The 19,105-nt window shown below is 42.6% G+C and carries 20 protein-coding genes; 6 read left to right on the top strand and 14 right to left on the bottom strand.

All coding sequences use genetic code 11. The features are described from left to right. Positions 1 to 71 precede the first annotated feature (71 nt). Entirely contained in the window at positions 72 to 2,108 is a 2,037-nt protein-coding gene (locus tag ACWNM1_RS17975; protein ID WP_449602021.1) for a M56 family metallopeptidase, read from the bottom strand. Between the two features lie 5 nt (positions 2,109 to 2,113). Further along, positions 2,114 to 2,491 (bottom strand): BlaI/MecI/CopY family transcriptional regulator, encoded by a 378-nt coding sequence (locus tag ACWNM1_RS17970; protein ID WP_156114790.1) that lies wholly within the window; start codon positions 2,489 to 2,491, stop codon positions 2,114 to 2,116. A gap of 215 nt (positions 2,492 to 2,706) precedes the next feature. On the opposite strand from ACWNM1_RS17970, the gene ACWNM1_RS17965 reads away from it, so the two are divergent. Further along, positions 2,707 to 4,197 carry a 4-hydroxyphenylacetate 3-hydroxylase family protein gene (locus ACWNM1_RS17965; RefSeq protein WP_449602019.1) on the top strand — a complete coding sequence of 497 codons (1,491 nt, stop codon included), beginning with the start codon at positions 2,707 to 2,709 and terminating at the stop codon, positions 4,195 to 4,197. 165 nt (positions 4,198 to 4,362) lie between these two features. On the opposite strand, the gene ACWNM1_RS17960 is transcribed toward ACWNM1_RS17965, so the two are convergent. Next, positions 4,363 to 5,658, bottom strand: a complete 1,296-nt coding sequence (locus tag ACWNM1_RS17960; RefSeq protein ID WP_449602017.1) for an MFS transporter — start codon at positions 5,656 to 5,658, stop codon at positions 4,363 to 4,365. Positions 5,659 to 5,851: 193 nt separating this feature from the next. Between ACWNM1_RS17960 and ACWNM1_RS17955 the strand changes: the two genes are divergently transcribed. Then, positions 5,852 to 6,433 (top strand): TetR/AcrR family transcriptional regulator, encoded by a 582-nt coding sequence (locus ACWNM1_RS17955; RefSeq protein WP_449602015.1) that lies wholly within the window; start codon positions 5,852 to 5,854, stop codon positions 6,431 to 6,433. A gap of 119 nt (positions 6,434 to 6,552) precedes the next feature. Next, positions 6,553 to 6,930 (top strand): PilZ domain-containing protein, encoded by a 378-nt coding sequence (locus tag ACWNM1_RS17950; RefSeq protein WP_042187629.1) that lies wholly within the window; start codon positions 6,553 to 6,555, stop codon positions 6,928 to 6,930. 112 nt (positions 6,931 to 7,042) lie between these two features. Here the strand turns inward: ACWNM1_RS17950 and mnhG are convergent, their stop codons facing one another. The 7 genes from mnhG to ACWNM1_RS17915 all read right to left on the bottom strand — a co-directional run bounded on the left by mnhG (position 7,043) and on the right by ACWNM1_RS17915 (position 13,636). Continuing rightward, complete coding sequence (mnhG, locus tag ACWNM1_RS17945) at positions 7,043 to 7,447, bottom strand: monovalent cation/H(+) antiporter subunit G (RefSeq protein WP_076282804.1); 405 nt, start codon at positions 7,445 to 7,447, stop codon at positions 7,043 to 7,045. Then, entirely contained in the window at positions 7,422 to 7,715 is a 294-nt protein-coding gene (locus ACWNM1_RS17940; RefSeq protein ID WP_042187626.1) for a Na(+)/H(+) antiporter subunit F1, read from the bottom strand. The genes mnhG and ACWNM1_RS17940 overlap by 26 nt, the downstream gene beginning before the upstream one ends. After that, positions 7,715 to 8,188, bottom strand: coding sequence for a Na+/H+ antiporter subunit E (locus tag ACWNM1_RS17935; protein WP_234532979.1), 474 nt, complete (start codon positions 8,186 to 8,188; stop codon positions 7,715 to 7,717). Before ACWNM1_RS17935 ends, ACWNM1_RS17940 begins: the two co-directional genes overlap by 1 nt. Positions 8,189 to 8,193: 5 nt before the next feature. Beyond that, positions 8,194 to 9,672 carry a Na+/H+ antiporter subunit D gene (locus ACWNM1_RS17930; RefSeq protein ID WP_449602011.1) on the bottom strand — a complete coding sequence of 493 codons (1,479 nt, stop codon included), beginning with the start codon at positions 9,670 to 9,672 and terminating at the stop codon, positions 8,194 to 8,196. Then, complete coding sequence (locus ACWNM1_RS17925; protein ID WP_042187622.1) at positions 9,669 to 10,007, bottom strand: Na(+)/H(+) antiporter subunit C; 339 nt, start codon at positions 10,005 to 10,007, stop codon at positions 9,669 to 9,671. Before ACWNM1_RS17925 ends, ACWNM1_RS17930 begins: the two co-directional genes overlap by 4 nt. Continuing rightward, positions 10,007 to 12,871, bottom strand: coding sequence for a Na+/H+ antiporter subunit A (locus ACWNM1_RS17920; RefSeq protein WP_449602075.1), 2,865 nt, complete (start codon positions 12,869 to 12,871; stop codon positions 10,007 to 10,009). The genes ACWNM1_RS17925 and ACWNM1_RS17920 overlap by 1 nt, the downstream gene beginning before the upstream one ends. Positions 12,872 to 12,997: 126 nt before the next feature. Continuing rightward, positions 12,998 to 13,636 (bottom strand): universal stress protein, encoded by a 639-nt coding sequence (locus tag ACWNM1_RS17915; RefSeq protein ID WP_231573438.1) that lies wholly within the window; start codon positions 13,634 to 13,636, stop codon positions 12,998 to 13,000. Positions 13,637 to 13,927: 291 nt separating this feature from the next. Here ACWNM1_RS17915 and ACWNM1_RS17910 point away from each other — a divergent pair, with 291 nt between their 5' ends. Both ACWNM1_RS17910 and ACWNM1_RS17905 read left to right on the top strand, forming a co-directional pair. Continuing rightward, entirely contained in the window at positions 13,928 to 14,260 is a 333-nt protein-coding gene (locus ACWNM1_RS17910; RefSeq protein WP_340969103.1) for an ArsR/SmtB family transcription factor, read from the top strand. An 18-nt stretch (positions 14,261 to 14,278) separates the two neighbouring features. Then, positions 14,279 to 14,812, top strand: coding sequence for an SRPBCC domain-containing protein (locus ACWNM1_RS17905; RefSeq protein WP_449602008.1), 534 nt, complete (start codon positions 14,279 to 14,281; stop codon positions 14,810 to 14,812). A gap of 59 nt (positions 14,813 to 14,871) precedes the next feature. Here ACWNM1_RS17905 and ACWNM1_RS17900 read toward each other — a convergent pair whose 3' ends face one another. The 3 genes from ACWNM1_RS17900 to ACWNM1_RS17890 all read right to left on the bottom strand — a co-directional run bounded on the left by ACWNM1_RS17900 (position 14,872) and on the right by ACWNM1_RS17890 (position 16,455). Then, positions 14,872 to 15,504 carry a BlaI/MecI/CopY family transcriptional regulator gene (locus ACWNM1_RS17900; RefSeq protein ID WP_449602006.1) on the bottom strand — a complete coding sequence of 211 codons (633 nt, stop codon included), beginning with the start codon at positions 15,502 to 15,504 and terminating at the stop codon, positions 14,872 to 14,874. Positions 15,505 to 15,639: 135 nt separating this feature from the next. After that, positions 15,640 to 16,035 (bottom strand): hypothetical protein, encoded by a 396-nt coding sequence (locus tag ACWNM1_RS17895; protein WP_449602004.1) that lies wholly within the window; start codon positions 16,033 to 16,035, stop codon positions 15,640 to 15,642. A gap of 81 nt (positions 16,036 to 16,116) precedes the next feature. Then, complete coding sequence (locus ACWNM1_RS17890; RefSeq protein ID WP_076282818.1) at positions 16,117 to 16,455, bottom strand: winged helix-turn-helix transcriptional regulator; 339 nt, start codon at positions 16,453 to 16,455, stop codon at positions 16,117 to 16,119. A 155-nt stretch (positions 16,456 to 16,610) separates the two neighbouring features. Between ACWNM1_RS17890 and ACWNM1_RS17885 the strand changes: the two genes are divergently transcribed. After that, positions 16,611 to 17,339 (top strand): SDR family oxidoreductase, encoded by a 729-nt coding sequence (locus ACWNM1_RS17885; RefSeq protein ID WP_449602002.1) that lies wholly within the window; start codon positions 16,611 to 16,613, stop codon positions 17,337 to 17,339. Between the two features lie 140 nt (positions 17,340 to 17,479). On the opposite strand, the gene ACWNM1_RS17880 is transcribed toward ACWNM1_RS17885, so the two are convergent. After that, on the bottom strand, positions 17,480 to 18,871 hold the full coding sequence (locus tag ACWNM1_RS17880; protein WP_449602000.1) for an alpha/beta hydrolase: 1,392 nt from the start codon (positions 18,869 to 18,871) through the stop codon (positions 17,480 to 17,482). Between the last annotated feature and the right edge of the window lie 234 nt (positions 18,872 to 19,105).

Here is a 19,105-nt window from a genome sequence, read left to right as displayed (position 1 = left end):
TAACAATAAAGAAAGCCCGTGCTAGGCACGGGCTTTCTTTATTGTTACGAGGTTCTTCGACATCGACATAACTATTTATACGGGTCAGCAATCTCTTCCCATTGCCCGGTGAAGACATCCACTTTTATCGTGAACTCCCTGCCGCCTTGCCTAACATTACTGAACAAATAACCATCTCCAATAAAGCCGGAAATCCAATCCACATCTGTTGACTCGAAGCCTTCTGTATCAAAGATTGGCTGAAGTAATTTATACAGCTCTTTCTGGTATTCGGTACCGTTAGATATGTCCCACAGATCTATCGCTTCTCGATTCACAAGGCTTCTCACTGGACTGCCAGAAGTTACATCATGAACCGTTCCGGTAAGTGGATTAATTTTATAGCTAAGGCCTTCCCCTACGTCATTCGGTGGATCCATAAAATCAATCCTGTATTGATCGCCTTCTTTACCAAAAGTCCAGCCGCTAGCTGGAAGCTTTTTTTCCAGCAAGGACTTAATATCCTGTTCACTGAGCGGAGGAGAAATAAACGAGCCATAGTACATCTGTACACTCTCAATGGTCAGTTCATTGCCGTAAACGACAATAACTTCAAGCGGAAACTCAGAGATGGATGCTGCACCTGCCAAACGGGCTACAATACGGCCCCCTTCCAGCTCATACGAAACTATGGCGCCAAATCCAATCTTCTCGCCCCAAGCCCCCTCAGTGTAATCATACACTTTAGTCAAATGCTTTCCGTCTAGTTCAGCGGATACGTAAGTGTGGTTATTCCGGTGTGTAATGGAGGATTTCAGCCTCCGATTTAGCGTCTCGACCGGATCCTCTACCACAAGCTCTTCCAGAGTGACAGGCTGGAGCACATGAATCTCACTCATTGAGAGCCCTGTTCCAGTGCCGGTAGTAATACGAATAAAGATTTCTTTGGTACCATCCCCGTTAAGATCGGATTCTTCAATGGAAGGAGGCCGCGTTTCATCTTCACCGGCATTCCACAAAAACGTTCTGTTAACTTCACCGCGCACATCAACCGTGACTTCATGCAAAAGTGCATGCTCAGCCGTGGGCTTTGCAGTTACAGTAATTCCGTTCTTCTCCGCTAATAGGGTTCCTTTGGGATCGATTGCAGTTGAATCTTTAGCCTGAGAAGCTGACGGGATAACAACACTCTTCTCCGGGGCTGACGTAGAACTCAGCTTTGCCCCAGTCAAGGTACAGCCACTTAAGACCATAATTACAGCTAACCCCAACACCGTGTTTTGTGCTGTGATTTTTTTATGCCTGGTGATCATGGTTATCCTTCTTTTCATTTCCTTCTTGCTGCTTGAAATGCCGGCTGCACCAGCCACTCGGATTGGATCGGTCAATGTTTCCATTAGTTTAAGAAGAGTCCGTGCGTAGTCTTTGTGGTGCTCCGATGCAAGATGCTTTAAAGCCAGCGCATCACAGGCGACCTCTTGATCCCGTTTCATTTGGCTAACGGCATACCAAAGCAACGGATTGAACCAATGCAGGGCCAGCAGCAGTCCTGTCAGCAGATTCAGCGAAATATCACGACGTTTCACATGCGCCAACTCATGCAGAAATATATGACGCAGTTCGTTTGCCTCCAGCGTGTGCAACATGGATGTCGGCAGCAGCAGCTTGGGGCGCACAACACCAAGCAGTGTGGGCACGGCAATCTGCTTCGTCTCAACCAGCTTCACTGGTCGCCTTGCCTTCATCTCTCGTTGACACGTTTCGAACAACCACAGGATATCTGCGGAACGGATCTCCGGTTCCCCTCGAACCCGTGCCGTGAATCGCAGCTGCTCACGAACCGACAGACTTATCATTACCACTGCTCCGCTAAGCCATATCAGAACCAGCAAATGCATCGGCGTCCAGCCTGTATTGGATGTCTCATAAGGATCGTAGATTTCCGGAGTCACCGGTGTCCAAGGGACAGCTAATCTCACGATCAGCGGTATCCACAATAGATACGTCCAGGTCGGTTTCAATCGATTCTTGAACAAGAAACGGGTTGCCAGGATCAGCAAAGACAGCACGCTCGCCATAGCGGATAGTGACAATATCTTAACGAACAGATTGTATGCAGCTTCCAGCAAGCGACTCAGTCCTTTCGCTCATCCAAAATTCTCTTCAATTCTTCAATATCTTCTCGGGACAGCTTCTCATCCTGTAAAAAGTTGACTAACATCGGGCGCAGCGTTCCACCGTAGATCCGCTTCAGAAAAGATTGTGTCTCCGATTGGACGCATTCCTCTTCCCGCACCAGTGGGTAATAAGAATACACCCTTCCTGTCTGGTTGTAACCGATAGCCCCTTTCTCGGTCAGACGCTTAATCAGCGTCCGCACCGTTTTTGGGTTCCAGTCCCGGCTGCCCTCAAGAGCTTCAACAATCTCTCCTGCCGTACGCGGGGCTCCAGTCCACAGCACCTTCATTACTTCCCACTCGGCATCCGAGATTTTTGGAATTTCCGTAGACATAATCCTATCCGCCTTTCTTTTCACCGAATGACTACACTTGTAATCCAATGTAAAAAATATACAAGTAAGTATCTTTTATGTCAACCTTAAAATAACAATACGAATCACTAGTTAGGCTGGCCCCTTCTCTGACTCGGTGTATGGACAATGTACAAGAAGAATTATGATTACGTACATTAAAAATAATAATACAGCTCTTCAAAGAGGTGGAACATGTGCCTATTAAAAATGGTAATCAATACATCGAACGAATCAACCGGCAAAATATCAATATCTGGTACAAAGGAACACGTATCGAAGGGCCCTTATCCAAACATCCTGCATTTCATGGCCTCATACAAACACAAGCCGAAATGTACAACATGCAGTGTGACGAACTTTATTTAGCGCAGATGACCTACCCTTCGCCTGATACTGGAGAACTTGTTGGTCTATCTTTTCTCCCACCCAAAAGTGTTGAAGATTTAGAACGTCGAAGAAAAATGATTGAACTCTGGTCAAACAGACATCACGGTTTTTTAGGACGCTCCCCAGATTATATGAATACGGCAATCATGTCTCTGTTTACTGCTGCCGATATCCTTGAGGACCTTCATCCGAAATATGCTGAGAACCTCAGGAATTACTATGCCTACTGCCGAGATCATGACATTACTTTATCCCATGCATTCATCCAGCCTCAAGCAAGTAAAATATCCGGTCAGGTTGATGCCACAGAGGATTCTATCGCTGCTAAAGTCGTAGAAATCAAGGACGAAGGGATGGTTGTGACCGGTGCTTTTATGATGGCAACACAAGGGGCTACATGCGATGAAATGCTAGTATTCCCTACGCCTTCACCATCCCTTGTAGATGATGATAATCCCTTCGCATTTGCCTTTGCAGTACCTAATGATCTGCCTGGGATGACTTTTTTTTGCCGTGAAAGTTACTCAGCCCCATCTACTTACGACCATCCCTTAAGTTCTAGATATGAAGAAATGGATACGCTTGTTATATTTGACCGCGTACTCATCCCTCATGATCGAATATTTTATTATGGAGATGAGATCTACTGTGCCCGATTGTTCGGTGAGAGTCACTTTCATACCCATATTGGTCACCAAATCATCACCCGCTATATTGCTAAGACTGAGTTCTTTCTCGGTATGCTAGAATCTTTGGCAGAAGAACAAAACGTTGAGCTCGAGCCATTCACCATTCTGCCGATTTCAAGAATACTGACGTTTCTAGAAACATTCAGAGCGTTAAGACTAGCTTCTGAAGTAGGAGCATCCCACGATAAATTTGGATTTCTTGTTCCTGATAAAGGCCCCCTTCTAGCTTCAACCATTCACTTTTCAGAGTTTTATCCGAAGATGGTTGAAATGGTTCAAAATCTCAGTTCAAGCGGGCTTATTATGATCACCTCTGAATCGGACTTTAGTTCAAATGCCGGTTCATACCTCCATCAGTATTTGAAGGGGAATGTCTCGGATGCTCGGTACCGAAATGCCTTATTCCGGGTCGCATGGGAACTAGGAGCGGGTGCATTCGGTGGCCGCCAAACCCAGTTTGAGCGGTTATTTTTTGGGAATTCAGAAACAATGGCCTGGCGTATGTACAATAGCTATGATAATCACGAATACTTCCGTCAAATCATTCACGAATTTATTTCACCAGAAGACCCCTTCCCTAAATCAACAACAGATGAAGTCTCTAATTGAGCTTTTTGTTTACTTTTCATGTTGAATTGAACTTTTCGAATTGCTCTCACAGCCAGGTGACACGAAGCATTATAGCCCTGGCTGGAGCGTTAAGACTTAGATGTCGCACCTAATTATACGAGGTCAGTGATACAATTTTTTCGCACGAATACTCATCCCTTCAGGTTACTCCTTTGTTAATAACCAAAAAAGAAGAGCCAGAGCACTCACAATTGCACCTAACAAACTCACTCCGTTCCAGCCAAAGTAAACATAGATACTGGTAGATGTGATCGACCCAGTGGCGCTGCCAATGGAATAAAAAATCATGTAACCGGCAGTAAGCCTACTGCGTGCTTCAGGTCGCAAAGTAAGGATCATGCTCTGATTGGTGACATGTACAGCTTGTACTGCAAGATCAAGTAGGATAATACCAACGATTAACGCAATAAGCGAGTGTTGAACATAACTTATTGGCAACCATGATATAAGCAAAAGAATCAAAGCTACACCTGTGGTCTTCTGCCCTAAACCCCGATCGGCGAGGCGACCTGCTCGCGCTGCTGCTAACGCGCCAGCAACACCTGCGAGACCAAACGCTCCAATCGCAGTATGTGAAAGAGAAAACGGTGGGGCACTGAGAGGTAATACTAGAGACGTCCATAATATACTGAAAGCGGTAAAAATCATCATGCCTAGTGCAGCACGGATTCTAAGAGTTCGTTCCTGAGCAAACAACGTGAACATTGAACGAATCAACTGTAGGTAAGATAATGTTTCTCTTTTGTGCTCATAATGTGGCAACACCCGAAACAATACCCATGCCATGATTAGTGTTAATACCGCGGAAACAAGGTAGACAGAACGCCAACCTGCTAAATCCATTAATACGCCAGCGAAAGTTCGCGCCAATAGAATACCAATTACGATTCCACTTGTCACAACACCAACGACACGCCCGCGTTCGGCTGGAGCAGCCAAAGTTGCCGCGAATGCAACGAGCGTCTGTGTCACTACGGCAAGAAACCCAACCGCTGCTATACCTATGAATAACACTATACTGCTGGTGGCAGTACCAACGACAATTAAAGCCAATACGGATAGGAGCATCTGTCCAGCGATCAGCCAACGCCGATTTAATAGATCACCCAGAGGCACTAATAATAACAGTCCAAGTGCATAAAAAATTTGAGTGATTGTAATAACAAGTCCAATGAATGAATGAGAAATACCAAACTCGTTCGAAATAGCGTCCAGTAAAGGTTGCGCATAATATATGTTAGCAACAACTATTCCGCAGGCGATGGAAAATAAAAGTGCCACATTACGTGATATTATTGATACAGGCACTGGTTCCGACGCTCTAAGCCCTCCTCGTACTTTTTCAGTTTTTTTGACTGTTTGATCCGCAATAATAGCTTTCGATTCCTCAACAGATTCCCCCAAAGATAACGCCTCCTGATTAACTTTTATCAGATTCATATATTACATACCAATCAGTACGTAAATACGTTTGACAAATATAACTCTAAAAAAAGATAACTGTCAAGAGATTAGCTTATAGAACAATTGGAAATTAGAATCCGACTATTTATACGTTCATTGCTTATTGACATAATAATATTCAAACCATAAAATAATATCATACCGTTCGATATGAAAAGAGGGAGTTACTATGGCTCGACCACGTGAATTTGATGAGGAAAAAGCATTGGATGCAGCTATGCAAGTATTTTGGGAAAAAGGGTTCGAGGCTACCTCTTTAAGCGACCTGACATCAAGAATGGGTATTCAGCGGCCTAGCATCTACTCTACCTTCGGAGATAAAAAAGGACTATTTGAAGCTGCGTTGCGGAAATATACGAGCTCTCATGCTGCCTATGTTCGTAACAAGCTTCAAAACAATTCTTCTGTTAAAGAGGCATTCCGTGACTTTTTCGAAAATATAGTGGCAAATGAATATGGACAACATCCGAACTGGGGATGCTTTTGCATTAATTCGATGGTTGAACTTTCACCCCACGATGAGAAATTTGAGCTCCTAACAAGAGAACACCAGATGTATCTCTCGGTAATATTTCAAGAAGCGATTGATCGAGGTTTGCGCTCAGGTGAGCTTGATCCCACTATTAACGCAAAAAGTTTAGCGCAGACACTAGTCATATCATTAATTGGACTTACTGTGATCATGAAATCCCGTCCTGAAAGATCATTTGTAGATAATTCTGTAAAAGAAATACTTACATTGTTACGATAAAATCAAAAATTTGGTATGCAGCTTTTGTAACTCCGAAACTTTAATATGTTTAATAACTCTTCACTAATCCTGTTTTCCTGTCGATAATTTATAGTAGATGGAAAAGTATGGAGGAGCATATGAACACTAATCGCAGAACTGAACCTTTTCGATATACCCTTAAAGAACCTGTAACCCTTGATCTTCATATTCTTAGTATTAACGGAATCCAGGTTCCTTCTAAGCCTGTAAGAGCTGTACTGTTCAACATCAGTCGAACAGGCTGCCACTTATCGTTACCCCTCAACATCAATCCAGAAAATAACCTAGTACGGATTGGTATGGAAATGAATCTTACGGATGAATCTATTTACTTAGAAGGAATTCTAAAATGGAATAGAGAACAGCAGGACTGTTTCCATTACGGTATTCAATTAGACATACCTGAAGCAGACATTGAGTGTCTTCCAAGGGTACTACGCAGGCTTGCTGGGGAAGGTAAAATATTGGTTCGTTAAGATGTTAACAAAAGAATAGTACTCCATTAATAAAAAACAAACCCGCGTGTAGACGCGGGTTTGTTACAGTTTTTGCTGCTGTTATTGAAAATCAAGATAATTCCTAACACCTCTACCTTTGTTCTTGAGGTATATCTCGTTCAGGGGTTACTGGTATAACTTGTTCTTTCTCCAACACCTCTTTTAAATCATCCTGAATTCTTCGATCCCAATGAGGAACACCGGAGCGATATGCCGCTCTGCCTGTTAAGTGGGCGGATAAAGGTGCAGTTATAAATACAAAGACAATTCCTAGTAATAGCTTTGCACTAATATGATTCTGAAAAAATGCAAAATATAGAAATGCCCCAACCAAGACACATAAAACACCGAGAGTGGCACTCTTCGCGGCAGCATGTGATCTTAGATAAACATCAGGTAGCCGTATCAAACCAATAGCACTAACGGCGCTAAGCAATGCCCCTATAAGAATTAACAAGGCAAACAGCAACTCACCTGTAGTCTTGATCATTTCCATTTTCTAGCACCACTCCCTTTTCGATATATCTGGCAAAGGCTGTCGTTCCAATAAAGGAAAGAATTCCAATCAACAAAATAATTTCTATAAAAGCCTGCGTTTGGAGAAAGACAGATAACACGGCCACCATAGCTAGCAGATTAATTCCAATCGTATCTAGTGCAGCGACTCGGTCAGGTAAAGAAGGTCCTTTCACCAAACGCCATGCACATACGCCAATAGCTAAAGCCATGATCGTAATGGATAGCATAAGAATAAAATGAATCATTAGCGGGTCACCTCCAGTATCGCTCGCTCAAAGGTATCACGGATATTTGCTCTGAACTGTGCAGGGTCATCAACATCCATAGCGTGAATATACAATGTCCGATTATCATCCGACACTTCAAGCACCACCGATCCAGGAGTGAGGCAGAGCATCGTGATTAACGTTGCCACTTCCCAATCTGATTTTAGTTCTGTAGTATATTTGAGGATAGCTGGACGTATATTAGGCTCCGGTCTTAGAACAGCTTTTACCACTACATAACTTGAAACGACCAGCTCCCGCAGGAGCAACAGGATGAGCTTAATGATCGCCCACACTTTTCCAAGATATAATCTGGGCCAAAAGCGCCGCATTCCGAGCAGAATGAGTATACCTAGCAAGAAACCAATGACGAAACGCGGCCCAGTCCAGTCATTGTGCAGAAACATCCACAGGAATGCTATCATGAAATTCAATAATAGTTGAAAAGCCATAGTATCTACTCCTTCATGACAGCGTTAATGTATAATGCTGGATCAGCCAGCACAGCTCCGGCTTGGCTGACATATCCGTTTACCGTCTCAGCACCTACACCCATCAGAATTACAATCGCGAACAGAACAGCTGCCGGTGCCATCATAGCTTTATAATGAAGCGGTTTGACTTGTTCTTCCCTTTTCTCGCCACCCCAGAATACCTGCTGGAATACCTTGATCAAGGAATATAACACTATGAAGCTAGATGCAAGTGCAATTAGCGCCAGAGCCACATGATTCTGTCCAAATCCGCTACGTACCATCATCACTTTTCCAGCGAAACCACTAAGTGGCGGAACACCAACCAACGCCAAAGTCAGTACGAAGAACATCCAGCCGGTCCACGGATAGCGTCGGATTAAACCACCCATTTCTTTTAAGCGGTCGGTGCCCGATGCTGAGATAATCATCCCGCCCAGGAAAAATAATAATGCTTTGGCAACCATGTCATGCATTAAATAAAACACTACACCATTTAACGAATCCTGAGTCGCGACAGAAATCCCAAAAGCAATAAATCCAACACTGATGATGATATTATAATTAAAAATTCGCCCCAGATCGTTGTAAGCCAGTGCACCGATTGCACCAAGGATCATCGTCGCTCCCGCCATCCAAGCAATCAGTGAATGGGTGAGTCCCGGTTCTTGAATAAAAATCAATGTAAATGTACGTGTAATTGCATACAATCCCACTTTCGTTAACAATGCCCCAAACAGCGCTCTAACAGCCACAGGTGGTGCGCTATATGAATCCGGAAGCCAGAAAAAGAGCAGCAAACCTGCCTTTATCGAAAATACGATCAGCAGCAGAACCGCAATAACGTTCATTACACCGCCTTGTCCCGCCTCTGCTACACGCATAGATAGATGTGCCATATTCAGCGTTCCTGTCGCGGCATATAAATAAGCAAGCGTTGCTACAAACAAGGATGAGGAAATCACGTTAACTAATACATATTTTAACGTCTCTCTCAGTTGACCTTTGGAGCCACCGAGTACAATTAAAGCGTACGAGGCAACTAACAGGACCTCAAAGCAGACGAACAAGTTAAACAAATCTCCGGTGAGAAAGGAACCAAACACCCCAGTTAATAGAAAATGGAAAAACGGATAGTAATAAAACCGTTCTCTTTCTTCCCCAATGCTGGCGAAGGAAAAAAATAGACAAGCCGCACCAACAATAGCACCGATTAGGACAAGTAAGGCCGCAAACATATCGGCAACAAACACAATGCCATAAGGTGGAAGCCATCCACCCATATATAGGGTCTGGATGCCCTTTGCACTTACCTGGTACACAATGATTCCAGCAACCAGGATATTTAAAAACACACTGACGGCACTGATAATACGTTGCAGATCCACTCGTTCTTTTAGAAAAATCAGTATAACTGCCGTAAAGGCCGGAATCAGCAGAGGCAGCACTAGCAAGTTGTTCATTGTTGTCTCTCCTCCTTGGTTCCTTCCACATCATCCGTGCCCGTCGAACGGTAAGTCCGGTATGCCAAAACAATGAAGAATGCTGTTACTCCGAAACTAATTACAATAGAGGTCAAAATGAGCGCCTGCGGTAACGGATCTACGTACGCCTCCGCTTTTTCACCTAGCAGTGGTGGAGCACCTGTCTTGAGACCCGACATTGTCAGTAGCAGTAAATGAACACCATGGGTAATTAAATTAGTACCCAGTAGGATGCGTAGCAAGCTTTTGGAAAGGACTAGATAAACACCTACGGAAAACAATACGCCGATCGCCAAGGCAACAACAAGCTCCATTAGCTATCCCTCCCGATCGTAAGTATGATATTCATAGTGACACCAATAACAGCTAGATAAACACCAAGATCAAAGAACATTGCAGTGGTTAGTTCTGTTTTGCCCATAAGCGGCAATTGGAAATATCCGAACGTTTGGCTCAGGAAGGGTACGTCGAATATAAATGAGCCAACGCCGGTAAGAAAAGCAATCGAAATCCCGATCGCAATTAACTTACGATAATTAATAGGCAGCACCTTCTCAACCATATCCATCCCAAAAGTAATAGCAAGTAGCACCAAACCTGCAGATGCCATCAAAGCCCCAATAAATCCGCCTCCCGGATTATTATGACCGGCAAAAAACAAAAACAACGAAAATATCAGAATGATAACGAATGCTACTTTAGCTACCGCTTGCAGTAACACATCATCACTTCGAGAATAACGAGGCTTATTATAGGGAACAACCCTCTTCAGTTGGTCATCTGTACCATCTCCATCCAACTGCAGCTTGATCATGGAATAAATAGCAAGTGAGGCAAGGCCTAGTACTGTTATTTCAAACATGGTATCAAAGCCGCGGAAATCAACGAGCAGTACATTAACAATATTTTTACCGCCACCCAAAGTATAGCTATTCTCCACATAATATTTCGAGATGGATTCGAACGGACTACTACCTAAAGCAGCAAGTGCAACCAATGTCATCGTTACGCCCATCCCGATGGAAATAATTAGTTTAAGGAAATGCGCACGAGGTTTCAGCTTCTCTTTTTCCAGCCTAGGCAAATGCCGGAAACATAGCAGAAACAATGTAACAGAAACCACTTCAACAATCATTTGCGTAAGCGCCAGATCAGGAGCTCTGAACAGAACAAAGAGCAAAGTAACCATATAACCAACCATTCCTGTTAACAAAATGGCTGTTATTCTGGAACGCACAAATGGAATAGCTAAAGCACCTAGAAGTAAAACCATTACAGCAATAACCTCAAACAAAGAAAAAGGAGTATACTCAGTCGTACCAAGTGTAATTCCATCTGAATACCAGACGACACCGCAAATCGTTACGATCAAGAAGGAAAAAATATACATTAAATAATGTCTCATGGAACCAGTCATATAAGAACCAGTGACCCATCTAGACAATTTCTCAACCAGCCGGATAACTCCGTCATAGACTTGATTTAAAGTGTAGCCACTGCCCCATTCTTTATCGACCAGACTTAAGCGGCCATAGATTCGGTATACAGTAATACCAAGAATCACAACACCAAGTGTCATCCATACTTCTGGTGTCCAGCCGTGCCAGAAATGGATATTCACAACAAAAGGTTCCCCGGTCTGCAAGATAGGGTGTATAGCATTCATTGCAGGGATAATAAGTGTATTAGATAATATATTCGGGAAAAAACCGATAAATATAGACAGCACTGCTAGCAGGCACGGGGCAAGCAGAAGTCCAAATGGGGCTTCATGCGGTTTTTTGTCCAGCTTCTCAGGCTGATATTTTCCGAAAAAGGTGTGGAATACCAAAATCATACTGTATGCAAAAGTAAACACGCTGGCAATCCAGGCCAAAACCGGGAAGAGCGTAAACAACGAGGGAATAGAGAATATATCCAAGTTTCGGATATTCAGGACAGCTGTAAAAAACATCTCTTTACTTAAAAATCCTGAAAATGGCGGCAAACCAGCCATGGAGAAACTGCCGATCATCGCTACCGTAAAGGTAACCGGCATAATGGAAATCAGTCCGCCCAGCTTTCGCAGGTCGCGGGTACCCGTCTCATGGTCAACTATACCGACCATCATAAACAAAGAGCCTTTAAAGATGGCATGGTTAATAAGGTGAAAGATAGCCGCTGTTGTTGCAGCAGTGTAAAAGACTGAATCTTCCCCTGCATAAAATGCCGCTGCCGATCCCATTCCTAGCAATCCCATAATCAGTCCAAGTTGACTAATCGTTGAATAGGCTAATAGAGCCTTCAGGTCCGTCTGCTTCATCGCCTGGATCGAGCCATAAATCAAGGTGATCAAACCGACGCCTGACACAATCCAGAACCACTCATATTGCCCCGCAAAAATAGGGCTGAAACGGGCGACAAGATACAATCCAGCTTTAACCATCGTTGCCGAGTGAAGATATGCGCTGACGGGTGTCGGTGCCTCCATGGCATCCGGCAGCCAGATATGGAACGGGAACTGCGCTGATTTGGTGAATGCACCTAATAGAATTAATAGCATCGCTGGAATAAACAACGCATGCCCACTAATATCGCCAACCTCGCTCCAAATTTCCCGAATACTAAAGGTGCCTGTCATCACATACAGCATTAAAAAGCCGGCAAACATCGCTAAACCACCAAATACGGTAATCAACATAGATTTAAGAGCACCATACCGCGATTTTTGCCGCCGATGCCAGAAAGCAATCAACAAAAATGACGAGACACTTGTTAATTCCCAAAAACCGTATAGCACCATCAAGTTATCCGAGAGCACAACGCCAAGCATCGCTCCCATAAACAACATTAAATAAATATAAAAAGGGGTCAACGCTTCTTTTCGCTTGTCTAGATAATAAATCGAATAGATAATTACAAGACTACCCATTCCAGTGATTAACAAAGCGAACAGTAAACTTAATCCATCCAGATGGAAAACCAAATCAATGCCTAGGGAAGGAATCCATGAAACGGTTTCATATCCCAAATCTCCTCCCTTAATAACGGGAATCCGGGTTAAAAAATATACAAACAAAGCGAGTGAACCGGGGAAAACAAGCCATCCTCTATGAAGGTTGGATGCTCTCTTGGTCAAAAGTGCGATTACTAAGGCCATTAGAAACGGAACAAGTATGATTACATGCAGCAAAGGCAGTCCTCCTTTTCCACTTGAGCTTATCAAGTTGTGAACTTTAGTACTTACTTTTTTACCAAAAGCCAAAGATCATATGATTGGAAGGGCCCTTAATAATAGGCCCTCATGAAGATAAGGGCACGCCGATTATAAAGAATCGGTCAATGTGCCATCACAAATATGCAAATATCTAGCCTTTCCATCTTCTTGCTCAATTCTGAATAAACCGTTCTCAAATTCTGTGTGTAATTCGTGAAAGAACTTTCCTTTAAGCGAATACTCTCCCTTGGGTTCATCACTGAGCTGATACTCATCCCCGATTTTGACCAGGTAGGCGATTACGCCTTCCTCATGGGTTTCTTCCAGCCCGGCGCGCATCCGTTGAACGGCAACTACATGCAGATCCATCATTTTCATTTTACCAATGAGTTCATTGATGAAATTGCGTTTGGTAAGCTCCTGCCATCGTGTCTGAGCAGATTGTCCAATGACGATCTGTGTAACCTCATTCTTCTCAGCTACTTCTACAATAATATCAGTTGTTTTTCGGCCTTCACGTTTCCGAATGATAAATTCTGCGCCAGCTTCATCGGCAAGACGTTTCCAAACCGTCATATACATTTCTTTGCTCTGATTATATTCATCATTGTCCGAACTATCGACATTTAATACAAACAATGGCGCCCCTATTATTTCAGACAGTTGCACACCACGCCGGATTAAACGCTCCCCATGCGGACCATAATGAACACAAACCATAATCTTTTCATTGTGTATGACCTTCACCCTCCTGTAACATGGCCAAGAAATACAAAAGGAGCCTACTGGCGTTAGGCCCCTTGCGTAAATCTAAAACCGATAAGTTATACTTAATTATATCTATTCCTATGTTTTTTGTAAAGTTTACTGGTTATCATGGAACATATTTCTACGTAATGCTTGTACTATGCCCTTCTCTTGAAGTTCTCATACAATGAAAATTTAAATATCCCTTTACAGGAATATTCACTTAATGTTATATTGTAATCACGAATAGGAAATACGAATCAAATCAATGAATCGAAGTGATGCTTGTTTATGAATACTAACGTAATGAGTGCTTTAGCAGAACCTAATCGTATGCAGATCGTTGAATTATTACGCGAGAATCCCCTAACCGTTGGAGAGATCGCAGAAAGTCTTCAGTTGCGTCAGCCTCAAGCGTCCAAGCATTTGCGTGTTCTCAGTGAAGCAGGCCTCATTGAAGTTCAAGCTGTTGCTAATCGGCGCATTTGCAAGCTCCGCCCTGACCCTTTTAAGGAATTAGACACTTGGTTAGAATCCTACCGTCATATGTGGGAGGAACGCTATGATCGACTGGATGATTATTTGCAGAAGCTACAAAGCAAGGAATTAGATAATGAAAAGTAAACGAGGAGGATTTATCCAATGACAAATTCTAACCAAACCAACCAGCTAGTATCCAAAGTTGAAGGCAGCACTCTAATATTAGAGCGTATTTTTAAAGCTCCACGTGAGCTAGTTTTTAAAGCTTTTTCTGAGGCTGAGCATTTGAAGCATTGGTGGGGGCCAAAAGGTTGGACACTTCCCGTATGCCATGTCGATTTTCGGCCAGGAGGTACTTGGCATTATTGCATGAAGTGCGAGGATAAGAGTCAGGGAGATTTCTACGGTATGGAGTCTTGGGGTAAGGCCATTTATCGGGAAATTTCGATTCCAGAGCAAATTATTTACACAGACGGGTTCTCAGATGCAGAAGGTAATATTTCACAAGATCTGCCCGAGACACTAGTCCAACTAGATTTTATCGAGCTGGATGGTCAAACGAAGCTGGTTAACACCGGTAAATACACTTCTCCAGAAGCTTTACAACAAGTGATTGATATGGGGATGCTACCGGGTATTTCACAAACTTTTGATAATTTGGACGTACATCTTGAGAATATACAGAAGAGCAGCTAAAGTAGCGATCAGATAAATAGGACGACGCAAGGATACTCTCTCCTGCTCGTCCTATTTATTTATTTGGCAGGAAATAAGAACCTGATACTATTCGGAAAATATTCCAGGAAAAACGTGTCATTATGCGTGCCAAATGGATCTGTCTCAAACATCACCCGCTGATCCGCTCCATCTATCTTCTCTTTTATAAAATCATAAGCACGTTTGCTGTTAGCCACCATGTCCTTCTGTGCATTTGTCTTGTGGATACCTTCTTGTTCACCTACATACATGTAGACTTTGACTTTCCTGTTAAGAACAGCCGTGCCACGATGATAAACACAATCACATAACTTCCCGTAATGCTCATGGATTAGTCTTAGAACATCATCAATTTCGCTGTCGCTTAATTTCCGACTCTTTGTGACAGCAGCCAAAAATTTGGGTAACGAACCGCCGAAGGTTTCCTTCACGAAAGTCTTGCTCTGCTCCGCATAAAAGTCATCCTTTTTGATAAGAGAACCTACCACACCATTATCATTGATAAAGATCTCTTTAGCTTCAAGTCTTTTTAACATCGTATACGTCGTTGATTTCTTCCAGTTGAGCTCAGATTCACATAACTTCACCAGATTTCCTGACGGAATCGGTTCATGATCCCATATTAATTCCACAAATCTCCCTTCCATTTCGGTCAGTCTGAGATCCTTCAACCTTGCGCCTCCCGTTGGTCTACAATTCCTAGACCTTCCATTTGAATTAGAGTTTACAACTTGTAGACCATATACAAAAATTTCCAGCACAAAAAAAGAGACCCTGTCTTTGCAAACATCGTCTCTTTGTTATCTTTATGAAGGGTAAAACACAGATAAGTCACGGAACAATAGTCCGCTCTCTTCTAGTCTGTTAAGCACCTCTTCTACATCAGTTACAATATGGCTTTCTCGCTCATGTGCTGTATTGATTAACCACGGTTGCCCCTGTCTTAAAAAACAAAGATCATCGGGCACCCTAGTCTGTACCCATGAGTACAAGCTCGTAGAATAGGATAGTAAAACATCGACCGCATCCGGTGAACATCTAAAATAATAAACATCTGCATAATGTCCCATAGGCCGAGTTCCCGGCCAATAATCATCTTTGACGATCTCTTTAAGAAAAGGCTGTAACCGTTCCAATAGTTCATATCCTTCTGGCTCTAACTCCATCTGATCCCGTTTGACCAAAATAAATTCATCACACACTTCCATAGCTACCTGTATCAGCGTCTTATAGACCTGACCCGTTGGGTCCTGCAAAATAGTATTTATAATAATGTCCGCCCCTTACTTATTTGTATTATTTAAATACTCCTGATGCATCCTTCCCCAGCCACACATGCTATCCAAAACAGTAATTAGTGATTTGCCATGTTCTGAAATACTATATTCCACCCTCAATGGAAGCTCATGAAAAACCACACGATCGATAAGTTGATCCTCTTCAAGCTCCCGTAGTTGCTTCGTTAATGTCCCTTGAGAGACATCTGGAATAATCCGCCTGAGTTCGCCAAATCGTTTGGTACCATCTATCAATAAAATAAATAAAATGAGCGGCTTCCACTTTCCACCGATCTTATCAAGCGTTGTAAGCACTCCGGCCAATCTCGGCTCCAGTAAATCCATGTGATCATCTCTTTCGATAGTTAATCTATTTCACAGCTAGTACGATCAATCGTACCTAGTACGAAAAAAGAGCGTACTGTGCAGAATTTCTTTTATACCTAATAATAAAAAACAGAACTTAAAAGTCCATTTAACTATGAACGGAGTAGATAAAAATGTCCAGTATTTCATTAAAAAACCAGCGAATCGTCATTATCGGAGGAAGCTCCGGAATAGGGCTCGCGACTGCCAAACAAGCGGCTGAACAAGGCGCATATGTCGTAATCGCTGGGCGTTCACAAGATAAATTAGAAAAAGCTCAACAATTTCTAGGGTCCGAATCTACCGAAATTCATTCGCTTGATAATCAAAATGAAGAAGACTTAAAGTCTTTTTTTGAAAAAATCGGCAACTTCGATCATTTGTTTACTCCCGGCGCCTCCTATATTAGAGGACCAATTACTTCTAGCTTAGAGATTGCGCATAGCTGCTTTAATGCAAAGTTCTGGCCTCAATATAATGCTGTGAAATACGCGATCCCATATATAAGTCCAACTGGCTCCATTGTTCTGATGTCTGGTGCATTCAGTCAACGACCACTTGCAGACGGTGCATCTTATGCAGCTTGTAACGGCGCGATTGAAAGTCTGGGAAAAGCATTGGCTGTAGAGTTAGCTCCGATTCGAGTAAATGTCATCTCCCCAGGCACCATTCATACCAACTTTAATTGGGTAGGAGCAAAACAAGAAACTAGAGACAAGTCTTACGATGAATATACGAATATGAATATCCTTGGCAGGGTAGGACATGCCGACGAAGCAGCACATACAACCATTTATTTGATGACTAATAACTATACTACGGGAAGTACCCTATTTCCTGATGGGGGTTATATTTTGCGATAAAAATAGCTGACTCCATAAGTAGGAAATACTACTTAGGGGGTCAGCTCCTTTTAGTTTAAAGAATTAGGGAGAAATTTCTTGATTATCAGCCAGGAAATCCGTTTTAGGATGATAGTGAATTCAAATATAAATTTCTATGACTACTTCGTATTAAAGGTTATACGAATTATATCCTCCTGAATCTTTTTAATTTTATATATACCGATTTTTTCAGCGGCTCTCACTAGTGCTGTGATATATTCAGGAGTTGAATTAATTTTTCGAGCTGAGGCCTTAAGGTTAATGGAGAACTCATTCCCGTTCTCGTCAACATCAAGAGATTTCACATAAACTTTAAATACCTTTACATAATGCTCATAGTTAACCAAATGTTCTTCATTAACATCTTGAAATGAAACATTTACTTTCAAGGATTCCGGTTTCAGAAAGCTCACCTTACCTGCTATATCTACCTGCCCCACTTCAGGATTCAACACTTGATATCCAACTCCGTCAAGGACTGTATAATCCATCCCATTATCCATAGTGGCAATTAAATTAAGACGCACATTAAGAGCTTCCGGTCCGAGTAATGTCAGATAGTCACTTACTTCAAGCTTGATCTTTTGTACGGCCTCTTTCCCGGCGAACATAATCAATGGACTATGTACACGTCTATTCCATGACTTCTCTTCATGTGTACCCAAAGGGTCCATCTGAAAGAATAGGTCCTTGCCTAATACAAATCCCTTCGACTTTAATTCATTCACAAGCGGATCAATTGGCATTCCTTCGGTTACACCCATATCGAGCCAAATCTTCAGAGCAGGCTTCCCGGACTCTTTCGCCAGCTCATCCAATATACGCCCATTGCTTACCCAAGTGGAAGGGGATAAAGCCCCTATCGCTGAGAAGGTCTCTGGATGTTGATAACCCATCCACAATGCCTGCATAGCACCGAATGACGATCCCATAATCATACGGTGATCCCGATCGGGAATAGTGCGATAAGCACCGTCAACATAAGGAATAACTGTATTAATAAAATATTGGGTAAATTTCTCTGCACTCGTTCCATCCGAAGGAATCGACTCATCCGGAAATGGAACATACTCCATTCCCCGTTCTGATCCATTACTTGAAGCGACTCCTATCACGATAACCTTCTCCATGGTTCCATCAGCAACGAGCTGATCAATGATCTGCTCAACTCTCCATTCTTTGCCTAAAGAGCTGGTATTTGTATTAAAAACATTCTGCCCATCGTGCATATACACAACGGGATAACGCCCGTTGTCAGTTTCATATCCTGCAGGCAAATAAACAAAAATTCTCCGCTCACCTATATTTTCGATATGCACGGTACCTTTTGCCACCCCCACACTGGTTGGGCTCTCCGATGCATTAGAAGTATTGCTTATCGTTGGATTGGGGGTTGGTGATGTTGCAACTTTTTCATTTACATTTCCGATACTGGAACATCCCGAAAGCGCTAACAAAAAAAATATCACAAATCCCCAAAAGCTCCATTTAAATAATCCACTTGAATACATAGAACCCCTCCTGATTATTGTTCAAACGTTTTCACAACTCTCATTATACAGGATTTATATGGGATAATGAACATTTTTTCACAAGTGGATTGTTCACTTAGGAGTAGTATACTCTCTCAACTTTATATAAAGTTTGCTCAATCGTTGGGCAGAGATCGGCATCTACTTTATAAAATTTAACTCGAAAGTATAAACTTTTCAGAAAGTTCTTTATATTATTCTTTTGCCTAAAGG

Source organism: Paenibacillus sp. Marseille-Q9583 (assembly GCF_976954365.1).
This window is presented reverse-complemented; position numbering and strand designations above follow the sequence as displayed.

Excerpts from the sequence above, each read along its gene's own strand:
- ACWNM1_RS17970 (WP_156114790.1), bottom strand. The coding sequence starts at position 2,491 with ATGTCTACGGAAATTCCAAAAATCTCGGATGCCGAGTGGGAAGTAATG.
- ACWNM1_RS17960 (WP_449602017.1), bottom strand. The coding sequence starts at position 5,658 with ATGAATCTGATAAAAGTTAATCAGGAGGCGTTATCTTTGGGGGAATCT.
- ACWNM1_RS17935 (WP_234532979.1), bottom strand. The coding sequence starts at position 8,188 with ATGGCTTTTCAACTATTATTGAATTTCATGATAGCATTCCTGTGGATG.
- ACWNM1_RS17880 (WP_449602000.1), bottom strand. The coding sequence starts at position 18,871 with ATGTATTCAAGTGGATTATTTAAATGGAGCTTTTGGGGATTTGTGATA.
- ACWNM1_RS17940 (WP_042187626.1), bottom strand. The coding sequence starts at position 7,715 with ATGATTCATTTTATTCTTATGCTATCCATTACGATCATGGCTTTAGCT.
- ACWNM1_RS17930 (WP_449602011.1), bottom strand. The coding sequence starts at position 9,672 with ATGAACAACTTGCTAGTGCTGCCTCTGCTGATTCCGGCCTTTACGGCA.
- ACWNM1_RS17890 (WP_076282818.1), bottom strand. The coding sequence starts at position 16,455 with ATGGATTTACTGGAGCCGAGATTGGCCGGAGTGCTTACAACGCTTGAT.
- ACWNM1_RS17885 (WP_449602002.1), top strand. The coding sequence starts at position 16,611 with ATGTCCAGTATTTCATTAAAAAACCAGCGAATCGTCATTATCGGAGGA.
- mnhG (WP_076282804.1), bottom strand. The coding sequence starts at position 7,447 with ATGGAAATGATCAAGACTACAGGTGAGTTGCTGTTTGCCTTGTTAATT.
- ACWNM1_RS17910 (WP_340969103.1), top strand. The coding sequence starts at position 13,928 with ATGAATACTAACGTAATGAGTGCTTTAGCAGAACCTAATCGTATGCAG.
- ACWNM1_RS17950 (WP_042187629.1), top strand. The coding sequence starts at position 6,553 with ATGAACACTAATCGCAGAACTGAACCTTTTCGATATACCCTTAAAGAA.
- ACWNM1_RS17955 (WP_449602015.1), top strand. The coding sequence starts at position 5,852 with ATGGCTCGACCACGTGAATTTGATGAGGAAAAAGCATTGGATGCAGCT.
- ACWNM1_RS17905 (WP_449602008.1), top strand. The coding sequence starts at position 14,279 with ATGACAAATTCTAACCAAACCAACCAGCTAGTATCCAAAGTTGAAGGC.
- ACWNM1_RS17925 (WP_042187622.1), bottom strand. The coding sequence starts at position 10,007 with ATGGAGCTTGTTGTTGCCTTGGCGATCGGCGTATTGTTTTCCGTAGGT.